19 protein-coding genes are annotated in these 23,211 nt (G+C 68.8%); 9 read left to right on the plus strand and 10 right to left on the minus strand.

Annotated elements, in window-relative coordinates:
• Positions 1-629, plus strand: a 629-nt coding sequence (fsxC, locus tag Acor_RS24580) for an FxsC protein (RefSeq protein WP_218034449.1), incomplete at its 5' end; no start/stop codon positions are given.
• Between the two features lie 15 nt (positions 630-644).
• Here fsxC and Acor_RS24585 read toward each other — a convergent pair.
• Together Acor_RS24585 and Acor_RS24590 are read right to left on the minus strand one after the other, a co-directional pair.
• Positions 645-1,877 carry an RNA polymerase sigma factor gene (locus Acor_RS24585; RefSeq protein ID WP_218034450.1) on the minus strand — a complete coding sequence of 411 codons (1,233 nt, stop codon included), beginning with the start codon at positions 1,875-1,877 and terminating at the stop codon, positions 645-647.
• Positions 1,874-2,197 carry a YciI family protein gene (locus Acor_RS24590; RefSeq protein WP_155339106.1) on the minus strand — a complete coding sequence of 108 codons (324 nt, stop codon included), beginning with the start codon at positions 2,195-2,197 and terminating at the stop codon, positions 1,874-1,876. The genes Acor_RS24585 and Acor_RS24590 overlap by 4 nt, the downstream gene beginning before the upstream one ends.
• A gap of 274 nt (positions 2,198-2,471) precedes the next feature.
• On the opposite strand from Acor_RS24590, the gene Acor_RS24595 reads away from it, so the two are divergent.
• Entirely contained in the window at positions 2,472-5,615 is a 3,144-nt protein-coding gene (locus Acor_RS24595) for an AfsR/SARP family transcriptional regulator (RefSeq protein ID WP_170317060.1), read from the plus strand.
• Between the two features lie 92 nt (positions 5,616-5,707).
• Here the strand turns inward: Acor_RS24595 and Acor_RS24600 are convergent, their stop codons facing one another.
• Positions 5,708-6,712 carry a HEAT repeat domain-containing protein gene (locus Acor_RS24600; protein ID WP_155339108.1) on the minus strand — a complete coding sequence of 335 codons (1,005 nt, stop codon included), beginning with the start codon at positions 6,710-6,712 and terminating at the stop codon, positions 5,708-5,710.
• Between the two features lie 6 nt (positions 6,713-6,718).
• Positions 6,719-7,381, minus strand: coding sequence for a HEAT repeat domain-containing protein (locus Acor_RS24605; RefSeq protein WP_155339109.1), 663 nt, complete (start codon positions 7,379-7,381; stop codon positions 6,719-6,721).
• 90 nt (positions 7,382-7,471) lie between these two features.
• Between Acor_RS24605 and Acor_RS24610 the strand changes: the two genes are divergently transcribed.
• The 3 genes from Acor_RS24610 to Acor_RS24620 all read left to right on the plus strand — a co-directional run bounded on the left by Acor_RS24610 (position 7,472) and on the right by Acor_RS24620 (position 10,262).
• Positions 7,472-7,957: a GNAT family N-acetyltransferase gene (locus tag Acor_RS24610; protein ID WP_155339110.1), complete on the plus strand. Its 486-nt coding sequence runs from the start codon at positions 7,472-7,474 to the stop codon at positions 7,955-7,957.
• Positions 7,958-8,016: 59 nt separating this feature from the next.
• Positions 8,017-8,685, plus strand: coding sequence for a transcriptional repressor LexA (gene lexA / locus Acor_RS24615; protein WP_218034451.1), 669 nt, complete (start codon positions 8,017-8,019; stop codon positions 8,683-8,685).
• Positions 8,686-9,023: 338 nt separating this feature from the next.
• Positions 9,024-10,262, plus strand: coding sequence for a hypothetical protein (locus Acor_RS24620; protein WP_155339112.1), 1,239 nt, complete (start codon positions 9,024-9,026; stop codon positions 10,260-10,262).
• A gap of 260 nt (positions 10,263-10,522) precedes the next feature.
• On the opposite strand, the gene Acor_RS24625 is transcribed toward Acor_RS24620, so the two are convergent.
• The 4 genes from Acor_RS24625 to Acor_RS24635 are packed head-to-tail and all read right to left on the minus strand — an operon-like array spanning position 10,523 to position 14,307.
• On the minus strand, positions 10,523-10,969 hold the full coding sequence (locus Acor_RS24625) for a DUF6262 family protein (protein ID WP_155339113.1): 447 nt from the start codon (positions 10,967-10,969) through the stop codon (positions 10,523-10,525).
• Positions 10,959-11,897: a tyrosine-type recombinase/integrase gene (locus tag Acor_RS43390; RefSeq protein ID WP_218034452.1), complete on the minus strand. Its 939-nt coding sequence runs from the start codon at positions 11,895-11,897 to the stop codon at positions 10,959-10,961. Before Acor_RS43390 ends, Acor_RS24625 begins: the two co-directional genes overlap by 11 nt.
• Entirely contained in the window at positions 11,837-13,192 is a 1,356-nt protein-coding gene (locus Acor_RS43395) for a hypothetical protein (RefSeq protein WP_218034453.1), read from the minus strand. Before Acor_RS43395 ends, Acor_RS43390 begins: the two co-directional genes overlap by 61 nt.
• Entirely contained in the window at positions 13,189-14,307 is a 1,119-nt protein-coding gene (locus tag Acor_RS24635; protein ID WP_155339114.1) for a tyrosine-type recombinase/integrase, read from the minus strand. The genes Acor_RS43395 and Acor_RS24635 overlap by 4 nt, the downstream gene beginning before the upstream one ends.
• A 339-nt stretch (positions 14,308-14,646) precedes the next feature.
• On the opposite strand from Acor_RS24635, the gene Acor_RS24640 reads away from it, so the two are divergent.
• The 3 genes from Acor_RS24640 to Acor_RS24650 all read left to right on the plus strand — a co-directional run bounded on the left by Acor_RS24640 (position 14,647) and on the right by Acor_RS24650 (position 19,778).
• A complete protein-coding gene (locus Acor_RS24640; protein WP_246239070.1) occupies positions 14,647-15,786 on the plus strand; it encodes a DUF1835 domain-containing protein in 1,140 nt (379 codons plus the stop codon).
• A gap of 117 nt (positions 15,787-15,903) precedes the next feature.
• A complete protein-coding gene (locus tag Acor_RS24645) occupies positions 15,904-17,706 on the plus strand; it encodes an alkyl/aryl-sulfatase (protein ID WP_155339115.1) in 1,803 nt (600 codons plus the stop codon).
• A 257-nt stretch (positions 17,707-17,963) separates the two neighbouring features.
• Positions 17,964-19,778 (plus strand): ABC transporter permease, encoded by a 1,815-nt coding sequence (locus Acor_RS24650; protein ID WP_155339116.1) that lies wholly within the window; start codon positions 17,964-17,966, stop codon positions 19,776-19,778.
• Positions 19,779-19,820: 42 nt separating this feature from the next.
• Here the strand turns inward: Acor_RS24650 and Acor_RS24655 are convergent, their stop codons facing one another.
• Both Acor_RS24655 and Acor_RS24660 read right to left on the minus strand, forming a co-directional pair.
• Positions 19,821-20,567, minus strand: coding sequence for a class I SAM-dependent methyltransferase (locus tag Acor_RS24655; protein WP_155339117.1), 747 nt, complete (start codon positions 20,565-20,567; stop codon positions 19,821-19,823).
• 325 nt (positions 20,568-20,892) lie between these two features.
• Positions 20,893-21,828 (minus strand): LysR family transcriptional regulator, encoded by a 936-nt coding sequence (locus Acor_RS24660; RefSeq protein ID WP_155339118.1) that lies wholly within the window; start codon positions 21,826-21,828, stop codon positions 20,893-20,895.
• A gap of 130 nt (positions 21,829-21,958) precedes the next feature.
• Between Acor_RS24660 and Acor_RS24665 the strand changes: the two genes are divergently transcribed.
• Positions 21,959-23,203, plus strand: a complete 1,245-nt coding sequence (locus Acor_RS24665; RefSeq protein WP_170317061.1) for an MFS transporter — start codon at positions 21,959-21,961, stop codon at positions 23,201-23,203.
• Positions 23,204-23,211 lie beyond the last annotated feature (8 nt).

Here is a 23,211-nt window from a genome sequence, read left to right on the forward strand (position 1 = left end):
GGCTGAGAAGCGCCTTCCACGACCTCGGCCCGGACGCGAACCAGTCCATCCCCAGGATGCGCCTGACTGTGGCCGCCCCGGACCTGTCCCGGTTGCCCAGCGGAAGGTCGGCGGAGTCGTACGGCCGGGACCCGCAGGACTGGAACCCGTTTTCCGAGCCCAAGGGGCAGCGCCCCCTGGTCGCCTACGCAAGGGAACAGGCGGTGCTGCACGGATTTCTGGCCGAAGTCGGTCCATTGGGCGGTCACATGGATCAGCTGACTCGCGACGACGGCCCTGACGCGCCCGGTGTCATCGTCGTGGACCCGTGGGCGGTCCGGGACGCCGAATTGCGGGAGAGCCTGCGCCGCGTCTGCCGACTGGCTTCGCGTCCACTGCCAATCGTGGTGTGGAATATGAAGGACGAGCAGACTGCCAGAGCCGAAACCGAACTAAGGGCATTGCTCCGCGAGGCCATTCCGGAACGGCCCGGCGTGCCCGTCGCCGCCCACATCACTTCCCTGGCCGCCTTTGATCGGGACCTGCCGCGGATTTTCACCACGGCCCTCACGATCTACAGCAGGTCGAACCGTCTCCGCCCCGAATACCCGCTGGCCAGGCCAAGACTCACAGCGGAGCAGGACGACTGAGCGAAAGACGCGGCGCTACCCCAACTGGTCGCGGCGGCGCGTCAGGTAGGCGATCTCGGCGGTGTTGCCCGCCAGATCGATGGCTTTGTCGTAGGCCGCGCGCGACTTCTGGCTGTAGCCCAGCCGGCGCAGCAGGTAGGCGCGCGTCGCATGGTAGGCGTGATAGCCCGCCAGCTTGTCCTGGAGCCGGTCGACGGCGGCCAGTGCCACCTCCGGGCCGTCGAGTTCGGCGACCGCGATGGCTCGGTTGAGCGCGACGATCGGCGAGGGGTCGAGGCGGACGAGCTGGTCGTAGAGGGCGACGACCTGGGACCAGTCGGTGTCGCGTACGTCGCGGGCGGAGGTGTGCACGGCGTTGATCGCCGCGAGGATCTGGTAGCGGCCCGGGGCCACACCGGCGGCCAGGCGCTCGCGTACCAGCCGGTGGCCTTCGGCGATCAACGCCGTGTCCCAGGCCCCACGGTCCTGCTCAACGAGGGCGACCAGCTCGCCGCTGCCCGAAACCCGGGCGGTGCGGCGGGCCTCGATGAAAAGCATCAGCGCCAGCAGTCCGGCCGCTTCACCGTCGGCCGGCAGGAGGGCACGGATCAGGCGAGTCAGCCGGATCGCCTCGGCGGTCAGGTCGTGACGTACCGGATCGGTGCCGGGGCCGGTCGCCAGGTAGCCCTCGTTGAAGACGAGGTAGAGAACGGCGAGTACGCCGGAGACACGGTCCGGAAGATCCTCCGCGGGCGGCACCCGATAGGGGATGCGCGCTGCTTTGATCTTGGCCTTCGCGCGGGTGATCCGCTGCCCCATGGCGGACTCCTGGACCAGGAAGGCGCGGGCGATCTCGGGCACGGTCGGACCGGCGACCATGCGCAGCGTCAGCGCCACGCGGGTCTCCATGGCCAGCGCCGGGTGACAGCAGGTGAAGATCAGCCGGAGCCGCTCGTCGTGGATGGCGCCGAGCGGCTCGGGCGGGGCGTCGTCGTACAACAGCTGGGCCTCCTTCTGCTTGGCGCCGCGCTTGTTCTCGCGCCGGATCCGGTCGATGGCCTTGCGGTTGGCGGTGATGGTCAGCCAGGCGCCGGGGTTGGCGGGTACGCCGTCGGCCGGCCACCTCTCGACGGCGGTCGCGAACGCCTCGGCCGTCGCCTCCTCGGCGATGTCGAGGTCACCGAAATGCCTGGTCAGGGCGGCGACCACCCGGGCCCACTCCTCGCGGTGGGCCCGGGTGATCGCCTTCCGTACGTCGATCACGCTCACAGGAACGGCCGCACCTCGACCTTCCGGTTGCAGGCCTTCGAACCCTCGGCTGCCAGCTTGAGCGCCACGTCGAGGTCGGGAGCCTCGATGATCCAGAAGCCGATGAGGAACTCCTTCGACTCCACGTAGGGCCCGTCGGTGAACAACGGCTCCGGACCGCGGTTGTCGATCACCGTGGCCGTGCTGGGCGCGCCGAGGCCGACGGCGAAGACCCAGTGACCTTCGGCCTGGAGCCGGTCGTTGAACACGTCGATCGCGGCCTCCTCGTCCGGGGTGGCGAAGTCGGTCGTGTCGGCGATCACGGAAACCAGATACTGCATCTCGTATCATCTCCTGTGCTTCGGGGACGCCCCTCGCCCGCGACCACTCACCCGTACTACGAACACCTCCGGCCCGATCCGACACCGCCGCCCGGCCTGTAGTCGAAAATGCCGCAGCGTGACCAGCGTGTCGCACCAAGCCACCGTGACGACCGCTCTTGGCGCCAACATTCGCCCGACCTGCGATAACGGTCTGATGAAGGCCGGCGGTGTTTGGGGGTGGCGAGCAGTGGCGATTAGTCGGTCGTTGCCATGGTTCGGCACAATTGCCGATGTGCGAGTTGAATTGCTCGGGCCGTTCGAGGTCCGGAACCGCGATGGAGCCATGGTGGAGGTTCCTGGCGTTCGGCTGCGCGCGCTGCTGGCCGCACTCGCCCTCGAACCTGGCCGGATCGTCACGCGGGCGAGGCTGGTGGACTGGATCTGGGGGCAACAGCCGCCCGCGGACGCGGTGAATGCCTTGCAGGCGCTGGTGTCCAGGCTGCGCAGGGTGTTGCCGGACGGTGTGATCGAGGCGGATTCCGGCGGATACCGGCTGGCCGTGGCTCCCGATGCCGTGGACGTGCGCCGGTTCGAGCACCTGGTCGGTCAGGCCCGTGCCGCCGAGCCCGCGGCGCGGGCGGATCTGCTGCGCTCGGCCCTGGCCCTGTGGCGCGGTACGGCCATGGCGGACATCGCACCGCGAGACAGCGACGCGTTCGACGCCGCGGTCACACGTCTGGACGAACTCTACGTCGCCGCGCTCGGGGATCGGGTGAACGCGGACATCCGCCTCGGCCGTGGCTCGGAGCTGGTCTCCGAGCTGACCGGGCTGGTCGCCACGTACCCGCTGCGGGAGGGGTTCGTGGCGGCGCTGATGCGAGCGCTCGCCGAGGCGGGGCGGGGGAACGAGGCGTTGACCGTGTACCAGCGGACGCGCGAGCGGCTCGCCGAGGAGCTGGGCGCGGACCCCTCGGCCGAGCTCTCCGCGCTGCACACCGCGCTGCTCCGTGGCGAGCTGGGCGAGCGGGCGGAGAATCGCAGGACGAACCTGCGCGCCGAGCTGACGAGTTTCGTCGGCAAGGACGAGGACATCGCCGCGGCCGCCGATCTGGCCGTCAAGCACCGGCTGGTCACGCTGACGGGGCCGGGCGGCTCCGGCAAGACCAGACTGGCCACGGAGACCGCGCGGACGATGCTCGCCGATCTGCCGGATGGGGCGTGGCTGGTCGAATTGGCCTCGGTGCGGGCAGGCGGTGAGCTGGCGCAGGCCGCCCTCACCGCGATCGGCCTGCGTGACCAGCCGTTGCTCGGTGGTGTGCGGGGCGGGGAACCGATGGATCGGCTCATCGCCGCGGTCAGGGAGCGCGCGATCCTGCTGGTCCTGGACAACTGCGAGCACGTGATCGAGGCGGCCGCGGCGTTCGCGGACCGGCTGCTGGGGGAGTGCAGGCGGCTGCGGATCCTGGCCACGAGCAGGGAACCGCTCGGCATCACCGGGGAGGTGCTGTGGCAGGTCGAGCCACTCGCGCTGCCCGCGAAGGGAGCCGATACCGCCGAAGTCGGGTCCTCACCCGCGGTACGGCTGCTGCGGGACCGTGCGGGTCTGATGCGCAAGGACATCGGCTCCGACGTGCACACCTTGTCGGCCATGGCGCGGATCTGCCGGGCGCTCGACGGGATGCCGCTGGCCATCGAACTGGCCGCGGCCCGGCTGCGCACCATGTCTGTCGATCAGCTGGCACGTCGGCTCGATGACCGATTCCATCTGCTGACCGGCGGCAGCCGTACGGCGCTGCCCCGGCACAAGACGCTGCGCGCGGTCGTCGACTGGAGCTGGGACCTGCTGACCGAGGCCGAACGTGGCGTGCTGCGGCGGCTCTCGGTGTTCTCCGGCGGGGTGAGCCTGGAAGCCGCCGAACGGGTGTGCGGGGACGAGGCGTCCGCCGGGGAGCAGGTGCTCGACGTGCTGACCGCGCTGATCGAGAAATCGCTGCTACTCGCCGACGGCGAGGGCGCGCCGCGCTACCGGATGCTCAACACCATCAGGGAATACGCGGCGCACCGGCTCGCCGAGGCCGGGGAGACCGAGCCGGCGCGCCGGGCGCACCTCGCCTACTTCACCGAGCTGGCCGAGACAGCCGATCCGCACCTGCGCCGGGCCGAGCAGCTGGAGTGGCTGACCACGCTCCAGGCCGACCACGACAACATCGGTGCGGCCCTGCGCGGAGCGATCGCCGAGGGATGGGCCCAGGAGGCGATGCGGCTGGTCGGGGCCGCGGGCTGGTACTACTACCTCAGCGGGCAGCGGACCGAGGGCACCGAGTTGAGCGTCGCGGCGGCCTCGCTGCGCGGCGAGGTGCCCGATGAGGTGCGGGCGCTGGCGTACACCCTCGTGACGGTGTTCGTGACCTCCGGGCCCGGCCGCGACCAGTATCAGGCGGAGGATTGGATCCGCGAGGCGCACCGGTTCATCCAGCGCAGCGGGTATCGCAACCCGCTGCTCGGGTTCGTCGCGCCGCTGGAACGGATGCTGCGGGAGCCGACGGAGTTCCTGCCCGCGTTCGAGCCGCTCATCACCGACGCCGAACCCTGGGTGCGCGCGCAGGCCAGGCTCACGCGTGGCCGACTGCGGCTCACGCTCGGCGGCGACGAGACAGACGTGGACATCGACATCGAGCTCGCCCTCACCGAGTTCCGCACGCTGGGTGACCGGTGGGGGATCTCGATGGCGCTGACCTTCCTGGCCGACCGGGTCGCCATGCGCGGCGAGTTCGCCCGCGCGTGTGAGCACTACGAAGAGGCGATCGAGGCACTGACCGAGGTCGGCGCGACCGAGGACGTGGTCGGCCTGCGGGCGCGGCAGGCTCAGCTGTACTGGCTGCTCGGCGATGAGCGATCCAGCACGTCCGCCATGGCGGAAGCGCAGCGGCACGCGAGCGGAATCGCCTGGCCGGACGCGCTCGCCGATCTGGCGATTTCGAAGGCACGACTGGCGCGCTGGCGCGGCGAGCCGGACCAGGCCCGCCAGCACCTGGCCACGGCGCACGCGGTCCAGGGCAACGCGGAAATGGCCAGCTTCATCCACGCCAAGACCATGGACCTGTACGGCTACCTCACCGAGGATCCAGAGCAGGCCCGCGCGCACCGGAGCGAGGCACTCCGCGCGGCTGTCGACACGACGTACCCGCCGCTGATCGCCGAGATTCTGATCGGGATCGCGGATCTCGCCCTGCGCCAGGGACAGTACGAGCAGGCCGCACGATTGCTCGCGGCAAGCGACGGCGTGCGCGGCACTCCGGATCGCTCGCAGCCGGACTTCTCCAGAATCACCGCGGACACACGGAACCACCTCGGCGAAACCGCGTTCACCGAAGCGACCCGTGCCGGCCAGCGGCAGGATTGGCGCGAACTGGCCGAGATCACCCTCACTCCGTAAACGTCACGCTCGGTCAGAGGTAGCCGATCAGCGCCCCAGTCCTTCGATCCGCCAGCCGAGCTGATCGACGCTCGCCTCACACAGCACCGCCGTTATCGTGCGTTGCGTAGCCCGAGAATGTATGTCGCAGTAAGCGCGACGCCACGGTCTTCGTCATGTGACAGATCCGCGAGGGCACGTGACGCCGTGATGCCCGGGATATCCGCGAGCGCCTGTGTCAGCCGTCGACGTGCGGACGATTCAACGGTGCTGTGGGCGAGGCGATCGACGAGCCTGGTAGCGATCTGGTCCGCCAGCGTGGGACGACTCGCCAGGGCGCTCAGTGCATCGGCTGCGTCGACGTCATTCGTCCCCTCGACGACCATATCGATGAGTGTCGGGACCGCGTCGGCCACTCCACGTGCTCCGAGCGCCAGAGCCGCATATCTGCGGACCACGATGTCGGGGTTCGCGAAGGCGTCCCGCAGCAGTGCGGTCGCCTCATCGCTGGGGATCTCGGCGATGGACTGGACGGCGCGTTTCCGCACCTCGGCTGATCGTGAGCCGAGGCCCTCCGCCAGCAGCGCCAATCCGCTGTCGCCCAATTGCGCCAAAGCCCATCGAAGGGCTCCCGCGACGTTCGGGTCCGTCTCGCTCAGCGCGGCCTCGACCAGTGCTTCCACTGGCACCGGAACCTCCTCGACTGAGGACAAGGCCGCGTGCTGGCGCTTTCCGGCGCTCTTCGACCCCAGCGCTTGGAGGAGTGCGACGATCTGGAGGACGTCTTCCCAGCCGGCGGGTTCCGCGGCGCCGATCCGACGGAGTCGTGTGAGCAGCTCCGTCTCAGCTGCGATGCGTTCTCGCGTCTGGCGGATGAGGTCGTCGACGAGCTCTGCGGGCGTGAAGCCGGGATCATCGAGCGCGCGCCCGACTTCACGCAGCGACAGCCCCAATGAACGCAGGCTCTCGATATGGAAGATCCGCCGGATGTCCTCGCTGGAGTACTCCCGGTAGCCGGCGTCGGTGCGACCCGTTGGCCGTACCAGGCCGAGCGTGTCGTAATGCCTGAGCATGCGGGCGCTGACCCCGGACCGTCGTGCCACATCACCGATCAACACTGCCGATCACCCCTCCTGGCCGCCGAGGGCCACGACGCGCTTCGCCTCCTTGATCGCGAACTCGAATCCGGCGTCCGGGTCGCGCAACAGCCGCTCCGTGGCGATCGCGTGCGCGCGCACGCGAGGGTCGGGATCCGTCATCGCGGCGCGCAGAGTCGGCAGAATCACTTCACCGAGCGCGATCAGCGCCCGGCTGAGGCTCAGCTGCACCTCACGTTCGCCGCGCCCGAGCTGTGCCGACAACACTACGGCCAACTCGGGCTCTTCACCTTCGGGCACCAGCACGACCGCGGCCCGCCAAGCGCTCCGCGCCACCTCATCGTCGGCGTCGGACAGCAGCGCCCGGGTGATCGCCGGCCACGCTCGCCGATCCCCGATCTTGGACAGTGTGTGCAACGCCTGGCTTCGTGCCTGCGCACGCTCCGAGCGGACTTCATCGAGAAGCTTGGGGACCGTCATTGACGCTGAGTGGCGGGCGAGTGCCCAGGTGAGCATGTCGCGCACGTAGAATTCGGGTTCGATCGCGCATCGTTCGATGAGCTTGTCGATGAACCGCGGGTCAGGGGTCGTGCCGACCGCCAGCGCCGTCCGCAGCCGCACTGACGAACGGCTGTCCTCCAGCCCCTGGAAAACTCGGATCGTATCCGTGTCCTGTTCCGGCATGGTCATCGGGACCACCTCCTCGGCACCAGTGAAGACCTTGTCACTGTGTCAAGGTCAAGCGGCCTCATCCGCCCGGTCTCGCCGTACGCTCCGGTCATGCCGATCCGGTACGCCCACCCGTCCGACGCGGATGTCATGGCCGAGGTCACCTGTGCCGCGTTCGCCGAGTTTGAGGACTTCGACGTCACCCGCGAGCAATCCGCCGCCAACTGGCGCCGGAATCTCGTGGGGGAGGCGGCCGAACGGCCTCGGCCGCATCACACCAGGATCGCCGAACTGCCGGACGGGACGGTCATCGGTCTGGTCATGGCCGGCCCGGCGGATCCGGAGCTCGGCCTTGACGCCGAGATCTACGCCCTCGCGGTCCGTCCCGGCCATCAGGGCCATGGCCACGGCCGTGCCCTGTTACGGGCGGCGGCGGCCGATCTGTCCGCCGACGGGTTCGGCTCGCTGGCGATTCGGGTACTGGCCGTCAACGAACGCGCCCGCCGCTTCTATACCTCTCTCGGCGGAGTCCTCGCGGGCGAGGTGCCACCCGGCGAGGTCTTCTACTCCTGGCCCGAGATCACGGCGCTCCTCTGATCCGGTGCAGCGCGCCACGCTGGCCGGATGTCCGGGCGCGGCAGGCGCTGGGCTCTAGCATGTCGCAGGTGACCGCCTATGACGACACTGACATGTTCGAACACCTGGATTCCTCGGTCTTGTCGCAGCGCCAGCAGCGGATCCTGGCCACGATCCGGGACTGGGTGGTCAGGTACGGATACCCGCCGAGCACCCGCGAGATCGGCCACTCGGTTGGGCTGCGCTCGCCCTCGTCGGTGTCGAAACACCTCAAAAGCCTGGAAGAGCAGGGCTTCCTCCGCCGGGGCACCGCGATGACCAGGCCGATCGACGTGCGGCTGTTCCTGCGCCCCCCGGCGCCGCAACCCGCCGTCGACCTGGTGAGCGTACCCATGGTCGGCGACATCGCCGCGGGCACTCCCATCCCGGCCGAGCAGTACGTGGAGGACACGCTGACCCTGCCTCGCGACCTCACCGGCCGGGGCACTGTGTTCGGCCTGCGGGTGCGGGGCGATTCGATGATCGACGCAGCGATCGGCGACGGCGACATCGTCGTGGTCCGGCAGCAGCCCGAGGCGCATTCGGGTCAGATCGTCGCCGCCATGATCGACGGGGAGGCGACCGTCAAGGTGTTCCGCCGCCGCGGCGGGCATGTCGTTCTCGAACCGCGCAACCCCGCCTACGACGTCATCGACGGTGACGCCGCCGTGGTGCTGGGCATCGTGGTGTCGGTCCTGCGCAGCGTTTGAGGGCTGCACCGGTACGCGCCGGCGGAAACACTCACTACACCCCGGAAGATCCTGTGCGGTAGATGAACGGCGCGTTTCCTAATTGTTATGGCAGGCAACAAAAATGCCATTGTCAGGTCTTGTCTTCGCACTTATGTTGTGGGCAACAACTTTTAAACGACTTCATGTGCTGGTTTCATCACGGTCTGTGCTCCCCAGGCCGGGATGGGTGGACGCTCCCGCAGACACCCCCGTCGTCCGTCGCGCGCCGCGGCTGGGCCACGAGGCTCTGCCCAACCGGCGCGCGCCGATGCTGTCGGACGATCACTGCGCAAGGCGATCACTGACAGGAGCACCACATGTACCATCCGAAACGCTCGCGGCTTCGGATCATCGGGAGTCTCATCGTCGTCGTCTCGGCGTCGATCTTCCCCGTCACCGCTGCATCCGCCGACGTGCTGCCCAACAACCCGATCATCAACGACTACTCGTCAGACCCGGACGCCCGCTGGTGCTACACCGGCAACGCGTGGGGTCTCTGCCTGACCACCTCACGCGACGACCGCCCGTCCGGCTGGAACTACAACGGCGGCAACCCGTATCCCATGTCGGTGACACGGATGTACTTCCTGCCGCAGGGGTCCAACCCCGGCGTCCAGTCCAACTGGCAGGCCAAGGGCAGCAGCGTGAGCGTGGACGGCACCAGCGTCGGCGGCGTCGTCTTCAGGGAGAACCCCGGCTACAGCGGCTGGGTCGACAACAACACCCGACACCTGTGGGCGCCCACCGACTGGTACAACAACCCCTGGGGGCGCTACAACCTGCTGGTTCCCGATCTCGACGTGACCAACCAGCCGCACGCCTCGTCCAGGATCGGCGTCTCCCGCTCCGCCAGCATCGACCCGGGCAGCACCTACACCTACCTTCACACGATGAACCTCGCCACGAACGGCAACGGGAGCGCCGCCCCCAACGGCGGATACGCCAGCGATCCGTCCTTCAGCAACGACTGGTGGCCGTTCATCACCTACGCCAACGGCGACTTCGACACCCGCCCGTGCGGCAAGATCTCCTTCGCGCAACTGGACTTCGAACTGTCCGTCCTGTCCGGCTGGCCGAAGCCGCTCGTCATCAACCAGGCCAGCCCGCCGGCCGGCACCGTCAACATGACCAGCGTGCCCACCAGCCTGCGCGGCTGCGACAACAACAACGACTACTACTTCGAGGGCCCGGAGCTCTTCTACCGCAACGTCAACGGTACGCAGAAGTGGTACCTGATGTTCGCCTCCAAGCCGCAGAGCGGGAACTCGGTCATCGCGTACGCCATGGCGGACAACATCGACGGTCCGTACACCTACCGGGGCATCATCATGTCCGGCAGCAGCACCGAGTGGACCAACCAGGCGACGATCGTCGAGGGCTGGGGCCCGAACGGCATGAGCCTGTTCTTCTACCACGACGGAGCGTCGGGCACCCCGCACTCCCGCAAGGTCCACGCCGAGTGTTTCCGCTTCAACGCCGACGGCACGATCCCGACCATCACCCGCACCACGAGCACGTCGTCCTCCAACTGGGTCGGTAACTGCTGGGACGACTGATCAGGACCGCCGCCCTCAATGACGAGGCGGCCGGCGGGGGCCGGGCTACGGCGCAGTCCGGCCCCCATTCCTGTCTCGCGGTGGTCGCCAGAGCCGGGGAGCCGGTCTGAGAGTGCGTTCCGCGAGCTGACGTAACCCCAGCGCGTTCACCGCCAGGCCCCGTTTCCTGCCCTTATCTTGAGCTCTCGAAATGATCATTATGTTGACCTGGTGCTCCGCGCGGCGGACGGTGTCTCCGACGAAGCATTCGCGGTTTGTGATCAGCACGGTCCGACCACTTTCGAGGATTTCCTCTTCGGCGTGTCGCGGGTGCTTGGCTGGCCGAGGATCTCGTGGGCCCGCACCTCGCCGAGAGCGCGGGCCATCGCGTCGCGGAGCTGCCGGTTCTCGTCTTCGAGGGCTCGGATGCGTGTGGTGGCGGCCTCCAGACGTCGAAGGAGGGAGACCTCGGAGGCGCGCTGACGATCCGGTGGCGAAGAGCCGGCCGGTTGAGGTGAGCGTTCGCGAAGCCGTTGAATCTCGGCTCGTAGGTCGTTTTGGGCGTAGAGCCAGGATCGAGAGACGCCCGCCTCACGGCTGACGGTGTCGAAATTGACCGGCTTGCCGGTGGCGTCCATGCCGCGAAGGGCCGCCAGTGCCCTCGCCCGAGTCTGCTCCGTTCGGCGCTGCGCCGCGGCGAGGAGGTGACGGGTGTTGTCAGCTCGCATCGGCTGCCCCCGGCGTGAGGTCGTCTTTTTCGATCTCACCGATCATGCGGTCCAGATTGGCGAGGACCTGCTGATTCATCTCGACGACGCGGGTCTGGCCCTTGCCGGTGGAGATGTCGATGAGGGTGAGGGTCCGGCGGTGCTGCTCGCGCAGCTCGGGGAGGAACTCCGGGCCGGTGATGAAGACCGGGCAGGTCAGACAGGCGTTGGCGTGGGGACAGCTCTTCTGGACGGGGAGCCCGCAGTAGCCGTTGGGCAGGGTCTGGGTGGCCATGCCGACGCGGGTCTTGGCCCACTGCGCCTGGGCGAGCGGGCCATCAGGATCGAGGGTGACGCGTTCGCCGTTGATGTTGACCTTGGTGGCCTGTTCCCAGTGCCGCCGGACCGTCTGATCGGTGATTTTGGCGTAGCGGGCCGTCATCTTGTGGGACTCGTGATCCAGCAGGACACGGACGACCTCCTGGGGGACGTCGCGGTTGATCAGACGGCAGGCGAACGTGTGCCGCCATTGATGCGGGGTCAGCTTCGCCGGGCGGCCGTGCTCGTCGTGGATGTCGCAGCTGTTCAGCCACCGGTCCAGGGAGCCGCGGAAGCTGGTGGGCTGCACCGGGATCTGTCCCGTGGCGTTGGAGTTCGGCCGTGGGAACAGGTGTGGGATGCCGTCGGGCCACCGGTGCAGGACGCGGCGCTGCTGTTCGATGATGTCGGCCTCGAGCTGCTCGTCGATGGGGACAGCCGCCTCGCGTTTCATCTTGGTGTTGAGGTAGCGCAGGTAGGGGGCGCCCTGTCCGTCGTGCAGGAGGCAGTCGAACTCCAGCCCCAGGGCGCTGGAGATGCGTAGGCCGCAGCGGATGAGGATCAAGGTGATCAGTCGTCCGGCGGGGTCGGGCCAGCGATCCAGGTTCTCGGGTGCCTCGACCTGCGCCATGACGTATTCGGCCAGACGGCGGTTGAGCTTCTCGGGAACCGGTGCGGTGTCGCCGGGAAGAACGCGGCGGTGCCGGGCAGCGTGTCATCCCAGCCATGCCTGCGGATGTCGCGCAGGAAGGTGTTGAGTTGTCCGATGCGCGTCTTCTTGACCCCGAGACCTCCCTTCCCGTTGTTCACCCAGGCCAGGTGACGCTCCAGCAGCGGCCGGTCGACCTCGGCCAGAGCGGTGACGCCTGCGGTGGTGAGCAGCTGGCTGAAGCAGGCCAGGGCGTCGAGTCCGGCTTTGGCGATGGCGGCGCTGAGTCCGGAAGACAGCCTCAGGCGAAGCCATCGCTTGGCCAGCGCGCGCAGCCAGGGCTGGGCGATGCGGTCGAAGCGCAGGTGGGCGCGTTCAGTGGGGCGGCCGGGGCCGATATCAACGCCGGGCAGCAGGTGGAGACGCCAGACGTCGCGGTGGTATTCGATCTCCCAGCCAGTCCCGTCCCGCAGCATTTCCACGGCCTCCCGCGCGTCCAGCAGGAAGATTCCACCGGCGTGCATCCGCGCGCGGAACATCGCGCGCCACTGGTCCGGAGAGCAGTCCAGCAGCGAGGAGACCCCGGCGGCCGTGACACGGTGCACCGCCTCGGCGACGAACTGCGTCGAAACCGTGCGCAGCCGTTGATCGTGCCGCCGTTGCAGGGCGTATTGGAACTCCAGCATCAGCTGAGGCGGGAGCCCTCGCAGGTCGATGTCGGCGCTGCCGGTGAGCTGGCAGTCGATGATGAAGGTCTCCACCTCGGGACGGCCGGAGTACTCCCACCGGTACTGGTGGTTCTGGCAGAAGACCTTGGTGCCGTTTTCCACCCACAGGCTGCAAAACGGCATCCTGCACTCGGCGACCCCAGTGGCGGCGACGACCGCCCAGGTGATCCAGGCCCCGAGCTCGGGGCGGCCCTGGCGTGCCCACTTGTCGTAATGCTTGCAGCACAGCCCGCGGCCGTTGACCCCGAAACGGCAGCCGTCGACGGCGCACTCACGCAGCTCCTCACGGCCGCGAACCGGTGGACCGGGATCGGCGAGGAACTCGGCCATGGTGGGGCCGCCGCGGTGTCGCCAGCGGATGACGTGCCCGTTGCAGAGCCCGTGCTGGGCGACCAGACGGTCACAACCGTCGACTGCGCACTCGGTCGTGACGAACACCGGGTCGTCCCGGTCAGGGTGGTAGACCTCGGCGCGGAACTCGGCCCGCACGCTGGCCAGTAACTTCTCCAGCAGGCCCGCCCCTGCGGGAACCGTTCCGACGGCGGTCACAGCCGGACCTCCCGTCCGGTGAACCAGCCCGCGGACTCCAGTGCCTGGCGGGCGTCCTCGACGGTGAGGTGCCCGTAGGTGTCGATCGTCGTGGTGATCGAGGCATGACCGAGGAGTTCCTTCACGCTCTCCATCCCGGCGCCCCGACGCAAAAGCCAGGTCGCGTAGGTATGCCGGTAGTGATGCGGCTCGAAGCCGATCCCGGTGCGGCGGCGGAGCCGCTGGACCAGGTCATAGACCGCGCGGTAGGTCCACGGCCGACCGTGGGGTTCGGCGAAGAGGTTGACGAACACGTAGTCGGAGTCCAACGCGCCGTACTCGCGGGTGAGGTAGTCGGCATAGAGCCGCATCAGCTCAGGGCTGGCCGGGGTCGTCCGTGAGATTCCGGCTTTGGCTCGGGCTCGGTTGGCGTTCGCGCGGGGAGTGACGGTGACGGTCTGCTCGGCGATGTTCATGTCTTCGTGCCGTAGGCCGAGGGCCTCGCCGATGCGTACTCCGCAATCGAGCAGGACGGCGAACAACAGGCGGTCGCGTAGATGTTCGCATGCGTCCAACACGGCCTGCGCCTGCGGGGCGGTCAGCACCTTCGGCCGGGGCGGGGACGATTTCAGCTTGATCGTCCGCCGCCGTTCCGGCTCCCCCTTGGTGATGTGGTGCAGGAACGGTTTGAACGATGTCGCGGCTCCTCGACGGCCCGCGGGCTGCATGGTGATCAACAGCCTGGCCAGTTCGAGGTCGCCGTGGCGGGCGTGGAACTCGCAGAACGACGTGAGGGCGGCGAGCTTGCGGTTCACGCTGGCCGCCGAGCAGTGGTGCGCGACGGTTGGTAGGACCGCGACCTTCCCGTCGCGCGCCTCGGGCGGCAGCCGTAACCATGCGACGAACCCGGCGACGTCCTCCAGCCCGGCGCTGTTCCAGTCGAGACACTGGCGGTTCAGATAGGCGAACCAGTCCTTCAGGTCGTGGGCGTAGGCCTTGACGGTGTTGGGCGATTTCTCGATCGACGTGAGGAAGGCCAGGAACTGCTCCACCGGCTCGATGGGAACCTGATCGTCGCCGAGCAGGGTCCACGACTCGTTCTCCGACTCCGGCATGAGTACTCGCTGAACGCGCATCGACTCTCCCGCTGTTGCGTGCTGGACAGCGGTAGATAACCGCATCCACGACGGTGATCGGGGAGATGCAGACCCTCGTCATTCACGTCATGGACAGGCCGGAAGCAGCTCAAGATAACTCCCCGGCACGCGCTTGGCGGCGTCCTTGCCGGTCGTGGAAGCCTAGTCGGGTATTCTGGCGGATGGCGTCCGTCCGCGCACAACCTCCGGCGACCCGCCCCAGCCGGGTCACCCCAGGAGGCAAAGGGAGGTTCACCTCCCGGCCGGGCTTTCGTTGTCGATCGTGCGTCCGCCGTACCGGTCGCTGGGGGATCTGCGGTCGGGCCGCGGGAGATGACGATGACCAAGCAGGCCGACTTCAAACGGCGCGTGCGCGCCCGCATGGCCAAGACCGGCGAGTCGTACGCGACCGCCCGCAGCCAGCTCTTGGCCGAGCAGCCGGGTCCAGCGGATTCCAGTCCCGATGGGATGGCCGCGGCCCTGCACGTAAGCAACGGCGACGCCACGGACCTACCCGGGACCGGGCTCGCGTCACGCGTTCTGTACTGGCGCGACTCCCTGCACGAGGGGCCGGTGCCTGCGGTGGGTCCCGAGGAGCTCCGCCAGATCAGAGCCGCCTTCCTGGCAGGAGCGGACGCGGACGACCGCGCGGAGGGCACCGAAATGTTCGCCGAGCGGGATCGCATCCTGGAGGCCAACCGGGACGGCGAGTATGTCCTGTGGTTCGAGGCGGATCTGTACGACCAGTTACAGATCATCCAGATCCTCGCTCGCCTCGCCGACCTTGGAGTGCCGGCGCGGCGCATCACCCTGATCTGCATCGGTGAGCATCCCGGCATCGCCCGTTTCGGTGGTCTCGGTGAGCTGACGGCCGAGCAGTTGCGCGAACTGCCCGGCACGAACGCGTGCGCCCGGCTGACCCCCGCCGCGCTTCAGCTCGCCACCCATGCCTGGGCCGCCTTCCGGGCGCCGAATCCCGAGGGCCTGCGCGCCATCGCCGGTACCCGCTCGGGTGAACTGCGGTTCCTGGGAGAGGCGTTCGACCGGCTCAGCCGGGAGTACCCGGCGACCCGCGACGGGTTGTCGCTGACCGAACGGCGGATCCTGGCCGCCGTCGCCGACGGCGCGGCTGAGGCTGCGACGGCGTTCGTCCGCTCCGCAGCGCGAGAAACGCGCCCGTACCTTGGAGACACCTGGTGCTTCACGATGATGGACCGGATGGCGCACGCCGCCGTTCCACTCCTGCACGCCGAACCGGCAACCCGTCCGGTCAACCGTGGAACCGGCCTGCACCTGACCGACACCGGAGCACGAGTGCTCGCTGGTGTGGCGGACCACGTCACGCTCAACGGCATCGACCGGTGGATTGGCGGGGTGCATCTACGCGGGCACCGCGTGCCGTGGCGCTGGCATGACGGGACCGAATCAATCGCCCGCGTGAGCGAGGAGAGCCAGGGGCCCCACCACGCCACCTCCTGACCAGTCAGTCAGCCGTCCTCCGAGACCTGGAAACGCGGCACAACCACTCACCCGACATGTGCTTTCTTGAGGTCCCCCTTGCCCTTATCGAAAGGCGGCTGCGGGCACGACCGTCCTATGGCAGACCTTCCCTTTCATGACCGGGCCGACTTCGACAACGCTGAGCGCGGCTTCGTCGCGAAACTGACCCCAGGCGTGATAGAGGCGGAAGACGGCACGATCGTGTGGGACAACGACTCCTACGCCTTCCTGGAGGAGGGCTGCCCGGACACCGCGCACCCGAGCCTGTGGCGTCAGGCGCGACTGTGCGCCAAGCAGGGCCTGTTCGAGGTGACCGACGGCATCTACCAGGTACGCGGACTGGATCTGTCCAACATGACCATCGTCGAAGGCGAACGTGGCGTCATCGTCATCGACCCGCTGCTGTCGGTCGAATGCGCGGCCGCCGCGCTGCGGCTCTACCGGGACCACCGGGGCGAGCGCCCGGTCACCGGCCTGATCTACACCCACTCCCACGCCGACCACTTCGGCGGCGCACGCGGCGTCACCGACGGCGCGGGCCTGCCCATCATCGCCCCGGCCGGTTTCCTGGAACACGCCGTCGCCGAGAACGTCTACGCCGGCGCCGCCATGAACCGACGCGCCAGCTACATGTACGGCCAGCTCCTGCCGCACTCGCCCGAAGGCCAGCTCGGCTGCGGGCTGGGCATGGGCACCTCGGCCGGCACCGTCTCCCTCATCCCGCCCACCCTCGACATCACCCACACCGGCCAGCAGGAGACGGTCGACGGCGTACGCATCGTCTTCCAGCTCACCCCCGGCACCGAAGCTCCGGCGGAGATGAACTTCCTGTTCCCGGACCATCGCGCCCTGTGCATGGCCGAGAACGCCACCCACAACCAGCACAACGTGCTCACATTGCGCGGCGCACTGGTCCGGGACACCCGCGTCTGGGCCCGCTACCTGACCGAGGCCATCACGCTGTTCGCCGATCACGCGGACGTGGCCTTCGCCTCCCACCACTGGCCCACCTGGGGCAAGGACCACATCGTGACGTTCCTGTCCCAGCAGCGCGACCTGTACGCCTACCTGCACGACCAGACCCTGCGCCTGCTGAACCGCGGCCTGACCGGCACCGAGATCGCCGAAGCCATGCAGCTACCGCCCGCCCTGGAGCAGGCCTGGCACACCCACGGCTACTACGGCTCGGTCAGCCACAACGTCAAGGCGATCTACCAGCGCTACCTGGGCTGGTTCGACGGCAACCCGGCCCATCTGTGGGAGCACCCGCCCGTCCAGCAGGCACGCCGCTACGTCGAATGCCTGGGCGGCACCGCCGCCGTGGTCGGCCTGGCCGAACGTTACCTCCAGGAAGGCGACGTGCGCTTCGCCGCGACCCTGCTCAATCACGCGGTGTTCGCCGACGACAACGACACCCGCGCCCGCAGGCTCCTGGCCCGGGTCTATACCCGGATGGGCCACGGCGCCGAGAACGCCACCTGGCGCAACTTCTACCTCACCGGCGCCGCCGAACTGACCGGCCGGCCCGCGGCGGCCACCGCCAGCACCACCGCCCCGGACGTGCTCAGCGCGCTCACCACAGAACAGATCTTCGACTCCCTCGCCATCCGGGTCCACGGGCCCAATGCCTGGAATGAGCGCTTCACCATCGACTGGCATCTCACTGATCTGGACGAGCTTCACCGCACCACGATGTCCAACGGCGTACTGATCCACCAGAAGACGCCATCCGGCGACCGAGCGGATCTGACGCTGCGCCTGACTCGGCAAGACCTGCTCGGCCTGTTCACCGGAGACGCTCCCGACGTCATCGACCACGACGGCGACCTGACCGTCCTTCAGCGGCTGACCGCCGTGCTGGAGGAGCCCGCGCCCGACTTCGCCATCGTCACACCCTGACCACGCGCACAGTTTCTGCAACCGGTACCGGGGGCTTGACCGCGACGGGGGATAACCGTTAGCTATTATGGCTAACGGTTAGAGGAGACACCCAGCGCGACGCTGTCGTTGGAGGGCAACATGCGCTGACTCAAGGCATGTGAGAAGAATCCGAAGGAGTAGATCGTGAGCAACACCGCCGACACGCCCGAGTTTCGCGCCCGCGGATTACAAATGGGGCAGTTCGGGGCGCTCGCCGGGCTGGGGGACTGACCGGAATGGGACGCATCGTCCTCGTGGTCCGCTTAACCCTGCGTGACCTCCGGCGGCGTCGCACCGAGGCCGTGCTTCTGCTGATCGCCATCCTGGCCGCGACCACGACGCTGACGCTCGGGCTCGTCCTGCGCGACGCGGCCGACGACCCGTACGAGAGCACCCGGGCGGCGACCAAGGGACCCGACGTGGTCGCCAACATCGGCCCGGCAGCCGACCTCGCCGGTCTCGAGAAACTGGCCACCGCCTCCGGCGTAACCGAGCACAGCGGACCGTACCCCGTCCTCGCGGGGAAGATCGAGGCGTCCGGCCGGACTTCGGACGTGCAGGTCGAAGGGCGTGACGCCACTGTCGCGGCGGTCGATCAGCCCGCGGTGACGCAGGGCGGTTGGGTCGGCGATGGCGGCGTGGTGCTCGAGGCCGCCTTCGCCAACTCGCTGGACGTGGGCGTCGGTGATTCGGTCGCCCTGGGCGGTAGACCGTTCACGGTCGTCGGCGTCGCGGTCACGGCCGGCATGCCGCCCTATCCCGGGGGATCCTGCCTCGTCGCCGCCGGCTGCATCAACGGCGTCATCCCCGCCGACCGGAACCTGCCGGGAGGGTTGCTGCACAATCCCGGGCTGGTCTGGCTCACCGAGGCGGATGTGCGCAGCCTCGCCTCCGACGGAAGCTCCCTGTCCTATGTAATGAACCTGAAGCTGGCCGATCCGGACGAAGCCCAGGCGTTCGTCGACCGGAACGGCGGCGCCCTGCTCATGCAGACCTGGGAGAGCATCCTCGCCGACGCCACCGAGCTGGCCCGGGACTCGCAGATCCTGCTGATGATCGGCGCCTGGCTGCTCGGCCTGCTCGCCGTGGCCAGTCTCTCGGTGCTGGTCGGTGGCCGGATGGCCGACCAGCACCGGCGTGTCGGACTCCTCAAGGCAGTCGGCGGCACCCCGAGCCTGGTCGCCGTCGTATTGCTCGCGGAGTTTCTCCTCCTGGCCATCGTCGCGGCAGCGGCCGGGCTGACGATCGGATCGCTGACCGCTCCGCTGCTCGCCGAGTCCAGTGCCGGCCTCGTCGGCAGCGCGGGCACGCCGTCGATGACCTGGTCCACGATCGGTCTGGTGACCGCCGTGGCGCTCGGAGTCGCCGTACTCGCGACCGCTGTTCCGGCCATGCGCACGGCCCGCTCCAGCACCGTCAGCGCACTGGCCGACGCGGCACGCCCACCCCGCCGCACCGGTTGGCTGATCACTCTCTCGGCGCGACTTCCCGTCCCGCTGCTGCTCGCCCTGCGGGTCGCCGCCCGCCGGCCGCGACGGGTCACGCTGGCTGTGGTCAGCATCGCGATCACCATCAGCGGGATCTACGTCCTGCTGGTACTCAACGCCTTCCTCGGCACCCAGCCGGACGCCGGCGGATACAGCGAGAGTCAGGTGGAGACGCTCCGGCACGTGCTCCTGGTCTGGACAGGCGTCCTGCTCTGCCTGGCTGCGGTCAACGCCATCGTCATCACCTGGGCGACGGTGCTCGACAACCGGCATTCGTCGGCGCTGGCACGCGCCCTCGGCGCAACCCCTCGCGAAGTTAGTACGGCACTGGCGGCGGCGCAGGTGCTGCCCGCGCTCGTCGGCGCTGTCTTGGGCATCTTCCCGGGAGGCTTCACCCTGTTCGCCGCAATCAACGCGATCACCGAGGGCGACGGCGACAGGGCCGCGCTTCCGTCCCTTTGGCAGTTGCTCGCCCTGGTGCTGGCAACCGTGCTCGTGGTGACGGCGCTCACCGCTGTTCCCGCCCGCCTCGGCGGCCGCCGTCCCGTGACCGAGAGTCTCTAGGGATGGGGCAGGCGCCTGGATCCGCGACCGCCGGTCGCGGGTTCAGGCGATCAGCAGGCGAAGGCCAAGCTCGGCCGCGTCGAGATCGGCGAGGTCCCGGTTGCGCTCGGCCCACCGACCGGATGCGAGGTCAGCACAGAGGCTGTGCACTGCGCGCCGCTCGGCGTCCGGCCCGACTCTGGTCCAGACCGATACCCCGCGACGGACATTCTCATCCAGGTACGCCTCAGGCTGGCGCCAGTGGGCCTCGAAGAAGCCGTCAGCGCAGTCCCACGGGATGGGCACCGGTTCGATCCGAGCTCCGATCGCGCGGGCCAGTTCGGTCAGCGAAGGCCGGCCGACAATGAGGTCCGCGACTTCAGGCAGGTAGTCGCGAGTAAGCCAGAACCGATTAAGCCATCCGGCGTCAGTGGTGTCGTGCGTGAACACCACCACGCGGCGAGCGACGCGCCGCATCTCGCGCAGGCCGGCAATCGGGTCCGGCCAGTGATGAACGGAGGCGACAACCATCGCCGCGTCGAAGGACTGGTCATCGAACGGCAGGTTCTCGGCGGATCCAACCAGGCACGGCGCCGCGTCCGGAGGGCGCTGCGAACGCATGAGCGCCGACGGTTCCACCGCGAGGACGTGACGGTCGGGGGGCTCGTAGGACCCGGTGCCCGCCCCGACGTTCAGGATGGTCCGGGCATCGCCGAGCGCAGCCCAGATCCGCGCGGCGATGCGCGGTTCAGTGCGCCGTGTCACGGTGTAGGTGGCCCCGATGGTGTCGTACAACTGCGCACCGGACATTTACACCGCCTCTCTGGCTGTCACCGTCGTCCCCGCACCGTGTCTGCGGCCTGGGTAGCGTGTCACTGCGCGGGATGTCGCTTGTGCGCCATTCCACCACATTGATCAGCCACGTGAGCAGCTGGCAATTGAGTGGCGCTCATGTCTCGCGGTGGACGATGTCACGGGCTAATCCAACGTGGGCCGTTCGGATACCAGCTCACGCGAGACCTTCTCGCTCGCGACGGACAAGGATCCGGAAGCGATCGGGTTCCGCCGGATCTCGATCCACGACCTGGATGGGCGTCCGTCGATCCGGCCACGATGATCGCAGACGCGGCGGCGTTCAGCGCCAAATGACCCAGCCCGGCGTCCAGGTTCCGGCGGCGTCGTGACTGGCCGCTGCGGCGGTGAGGTGGGCGCGGAGGGTGGCCAGCGCCGGGTGGGGGTTGTCGCGGTGCCACAGGAGCGAGTGCGGGTAGACGGGCGTCGGGTCGGTTACCGGGATGCGGCGCAGGCCGTGGCCGGCGGGCCAGACCAGGCGGGTCTGCTCGCCCATGAAAGTGGCCAAGCCCGGCGTGTCGGCGATGGTGTCGAGGAGCGCGTCGGAACCGAAGTTGGGGCCGGTCGCCTCGATCGTGAGGCCGAACTCGGCGACGAGGTCGTCGTAGTAGGCGGCCCACTCGGTACCGGGGACGATGCCGGGCATCCAGATCCGGTGCCCGGCGAGCTGGGCGACGGTCACCGACCGGGCGCCCGCCAGCGCATGGGCGGGCCCGGTGAGGAGTTGGAGCGGCTCGTCCAGTACCCAGACGGACTCGATGTCCTCGGGAAGGGGCCGGCCGGGCATGGCGACGGCGCGGAAGGACGCGTCGATCGCACCGGACCGAATGGCGGCGACGGCCGTCTCGACGTCGAACAGCGTCACCACGTCGAGCTCGATCTCGGGGTGCGCGCGGTGGAAGCCGCGCATCAGGCCCGAAGGCGCGGTGCGCGAGGCGATCACGTCGACGCGCAGCGGACGGCTGCCGGGGAGCACGGACGCGACCGCGCGCTCGGCGACGCGCAGCAGCTCGCGCGCGTGGGGCAGGAACGCCTGCCCGTCGATGGTGAGCCTGGCCCCGCGCGGAGTGCGGCTGAACAGCCGGACGGCGAGGTACTTTTCCAACCCGGCGATGCGCTTGGAGACGGCCTGCTGGGTGATCGACAGATCTGTGGCGGCGTCCTGGAACTGGCCGGTGTCCACGACGGCGACGAACGTGCGCACAGCATCGAGATCCACACCAGCCGACCTTAGTGCACAACTCACAGTTGTGTACCTTCGGCCAGACGGTTGTTTGACGTGCCCACTAACAGCGCATTTTGATCTCTCAATCAACGGGTGGTTGTTTCAAGAGGTTGCGGGGTGCGCGTTGGGAAGGTCACTGGGGCGGCAGTTCAGGTGGTTCTGGGCCGCATCTGCGGTCAGCACGTTCGGCACATGGCTCGCGTTCGACGCGTTCGCCCTGATCGCGATTCTCGCTCTGGACGCAGGGCCTGCCGAGGTGTCGGTTCTGGCCGCCACGGGGCTCGCGGTCGGGGCGGTGGTCGCGGTGCCGCTCGGGCCGTGGGTGGAGTTCCGGCGTAAACGCCCGGTGATGATCGCGATGGACCTGATCCGGTTCGCGGCGCTGATGAGCGTTCCCGCCGCCTACCTGCTCGGCTGGCTGAACTTCGCCCAGCTCCTGATCGTGGCGGTCGTCGTCGGCGCGGCCGACATCGCCTTCACCGCCGCGAGCGGAGCATGTCTGAAGGCGCTCGTCCGGTCCGAGGACCTGCTCGTCGCGTACGGGCGGTTCGAGGCCACGACCTGGACCGCCACCGCGCTCGGGCCGCCGCTCGGCACCGCAGCGCTCGGGCTGGTGGGGCCGGTGACGAGCGTGGCGGTCAACGCGGTCAGCTTCCTCCTCTCGGCCGCGGGAATCCGCGCCATCGGCGGGCGGGAGCCACGCCCCGCGCGAAGGGCCACACCGTCCCGGCCTGGAGCCCGCGACCTGCTGGAGGGCTGGCGGTACATCCTCGCCGGCCCGGCGCTGCGCCCGTTGTTCTTCAACAGCGTCCTGGTCAGCGGGCTGATCATGGCAGCCGTACCGTTGCTCGCCGTCCTCATGCTCGGCGACCTCGGGTTCGCACCCTGGCAGTACGGCCTCGCCTTCGGCGTCCCCTGCGTCGGCGGCCTCGTCGGCTCGCGACTGGCCCGCCCGCTCCTCGCACGGTTCGGACAGCACAAGGTCATGCGCACCGCCGGGACGCTGCGCGCGTGCTGGCCACTCGGATTGGCCTTCATCCACCCCGGCCCCACCGGGCTCCTCCTCGTCATCGCCGTCGAACTCGGGCTGATCACCTGCATGGGCGTGTTCAACCCGGTATTCGCCACCTACCGGCTCCAACAGCTCCCCTCGGACCGGATCGTCCGCACGCTGTCCGCCTGGTCAATCACCAGTAAAGCCACCACCGCGGCCATGACCGCCGGGTGGGGCCTGCTGGCCGGCCTCACCAGTCCCCGCACCGCGATCGCGATCGCCGGTCTCCTCCTGCTGGCGACCTCGCTCCTCCTCCCTCGACACGACCGCACACCCCAACTCGAGGACGCCGACCAGACGCGGACACTCGCATGAGCACCGCG

This window comes from Acrocarpospora corrugata, assembly GCF_009687845.1.
In the GTDB taxonomy this organism is placed as follows: domain Bacteria; phylum Actinomycetota; class Actinomycetes; order Streptosporangiales; family Streptosporangiaceae; genus Acrocarpospora; species Acrocarpospora corrugata.

What these genes read in the sequence shown, in the direction of transcription:
- Acor_RS24590 (WP_155339106.1), bottom strand. Translation starts at nt 2,197, where the DNA reads ATGCAGTATCTGGTTTCCGTGATCGCCGACACGACCGACTTCGCCACC.
- Acor_RS24605 (WP_155339109.1), bottom strand. Translation starts at nt 7,381, where the DNA reads ATGACCATGCCGGAACAGGACACGGATACGATCCGAGTTTTCCAGGGG.
- Acor_RS24610 (WP_155339110.1), top strand. Translation starts at nt 7,472, where the DNA reads ATGCCGATCCGGTACGCCCACCCGTCCGACGCGGATGTCATGGCCGAG.
- lexA (WP_218034451.1), top strand. Translation starts at nt 8,017, where the DNA reads ATGTCGCAGGTGACCGCCTATGACGACACTGACATGTTCGAACACCTG.
- Acor_RS24620 (WP_155339112.1), top strand. Translation starts at nt 9,024, where the DNA reads ATGTACCATCCGAAACGCTCGCGGCTTCGGATCATCGGGAGTCTCATC.
- Acor_RS24625 (WP_155339113.1), bottom strand. Translation starts at nt 10,969, where the DNA reads ATGCGAGCTGACAACACCCGTCACCTCCTCGCCGCGGCGCAGCGCCGA.
- Acor_RS43390 (WP_218034452.1), bottom strand. Translation starts at nt 11,897, where the DNA reads ATGGCGCAGGTCGAGGCACCCGAGAACCTGGATCGCTGGCCCGACCCC.
- Acor_RS24635 (WP_155339114.1), bottom strand. Translation starts at nt 14,307, where the DNA reads ATGCGCGTTCAGCGAGTACTCATGCCGGAGTCGGAGAACGAGTCGTGG.
- Acor_RS24640 (WP_246239070.1), top strand. Translation starts at nt 14,647, where the DNA reads ATGACCAAGCAGGCCGACTTCAAACGGCGCGTGCGCGCCCGCATGGCC.
- Acor_RS24645 (WP_155339115.1), top strand. Translation starts at nt 15,904, where the DNA reads ATGGCAGACCTTCCCTTTCATGACCGGGCCGACTTCGACAACGCTGAG.
- Acor_RS24650 (WP_155339116.1), top strand. Translation starts at nt 17,964, where the DNA reads ATGGGACGCATCGTCCTCGTGGTCCGCTTAACCCTGCGTGACCTCCGG.
- Acor_RS24655 (WP_155339117.1), bottom strand. Translation starts at nt 20,567, where the DNA reads ATGTCCGGTGCGCAGTTGTACGACACCATCGGGGCCACCTACACCGTG.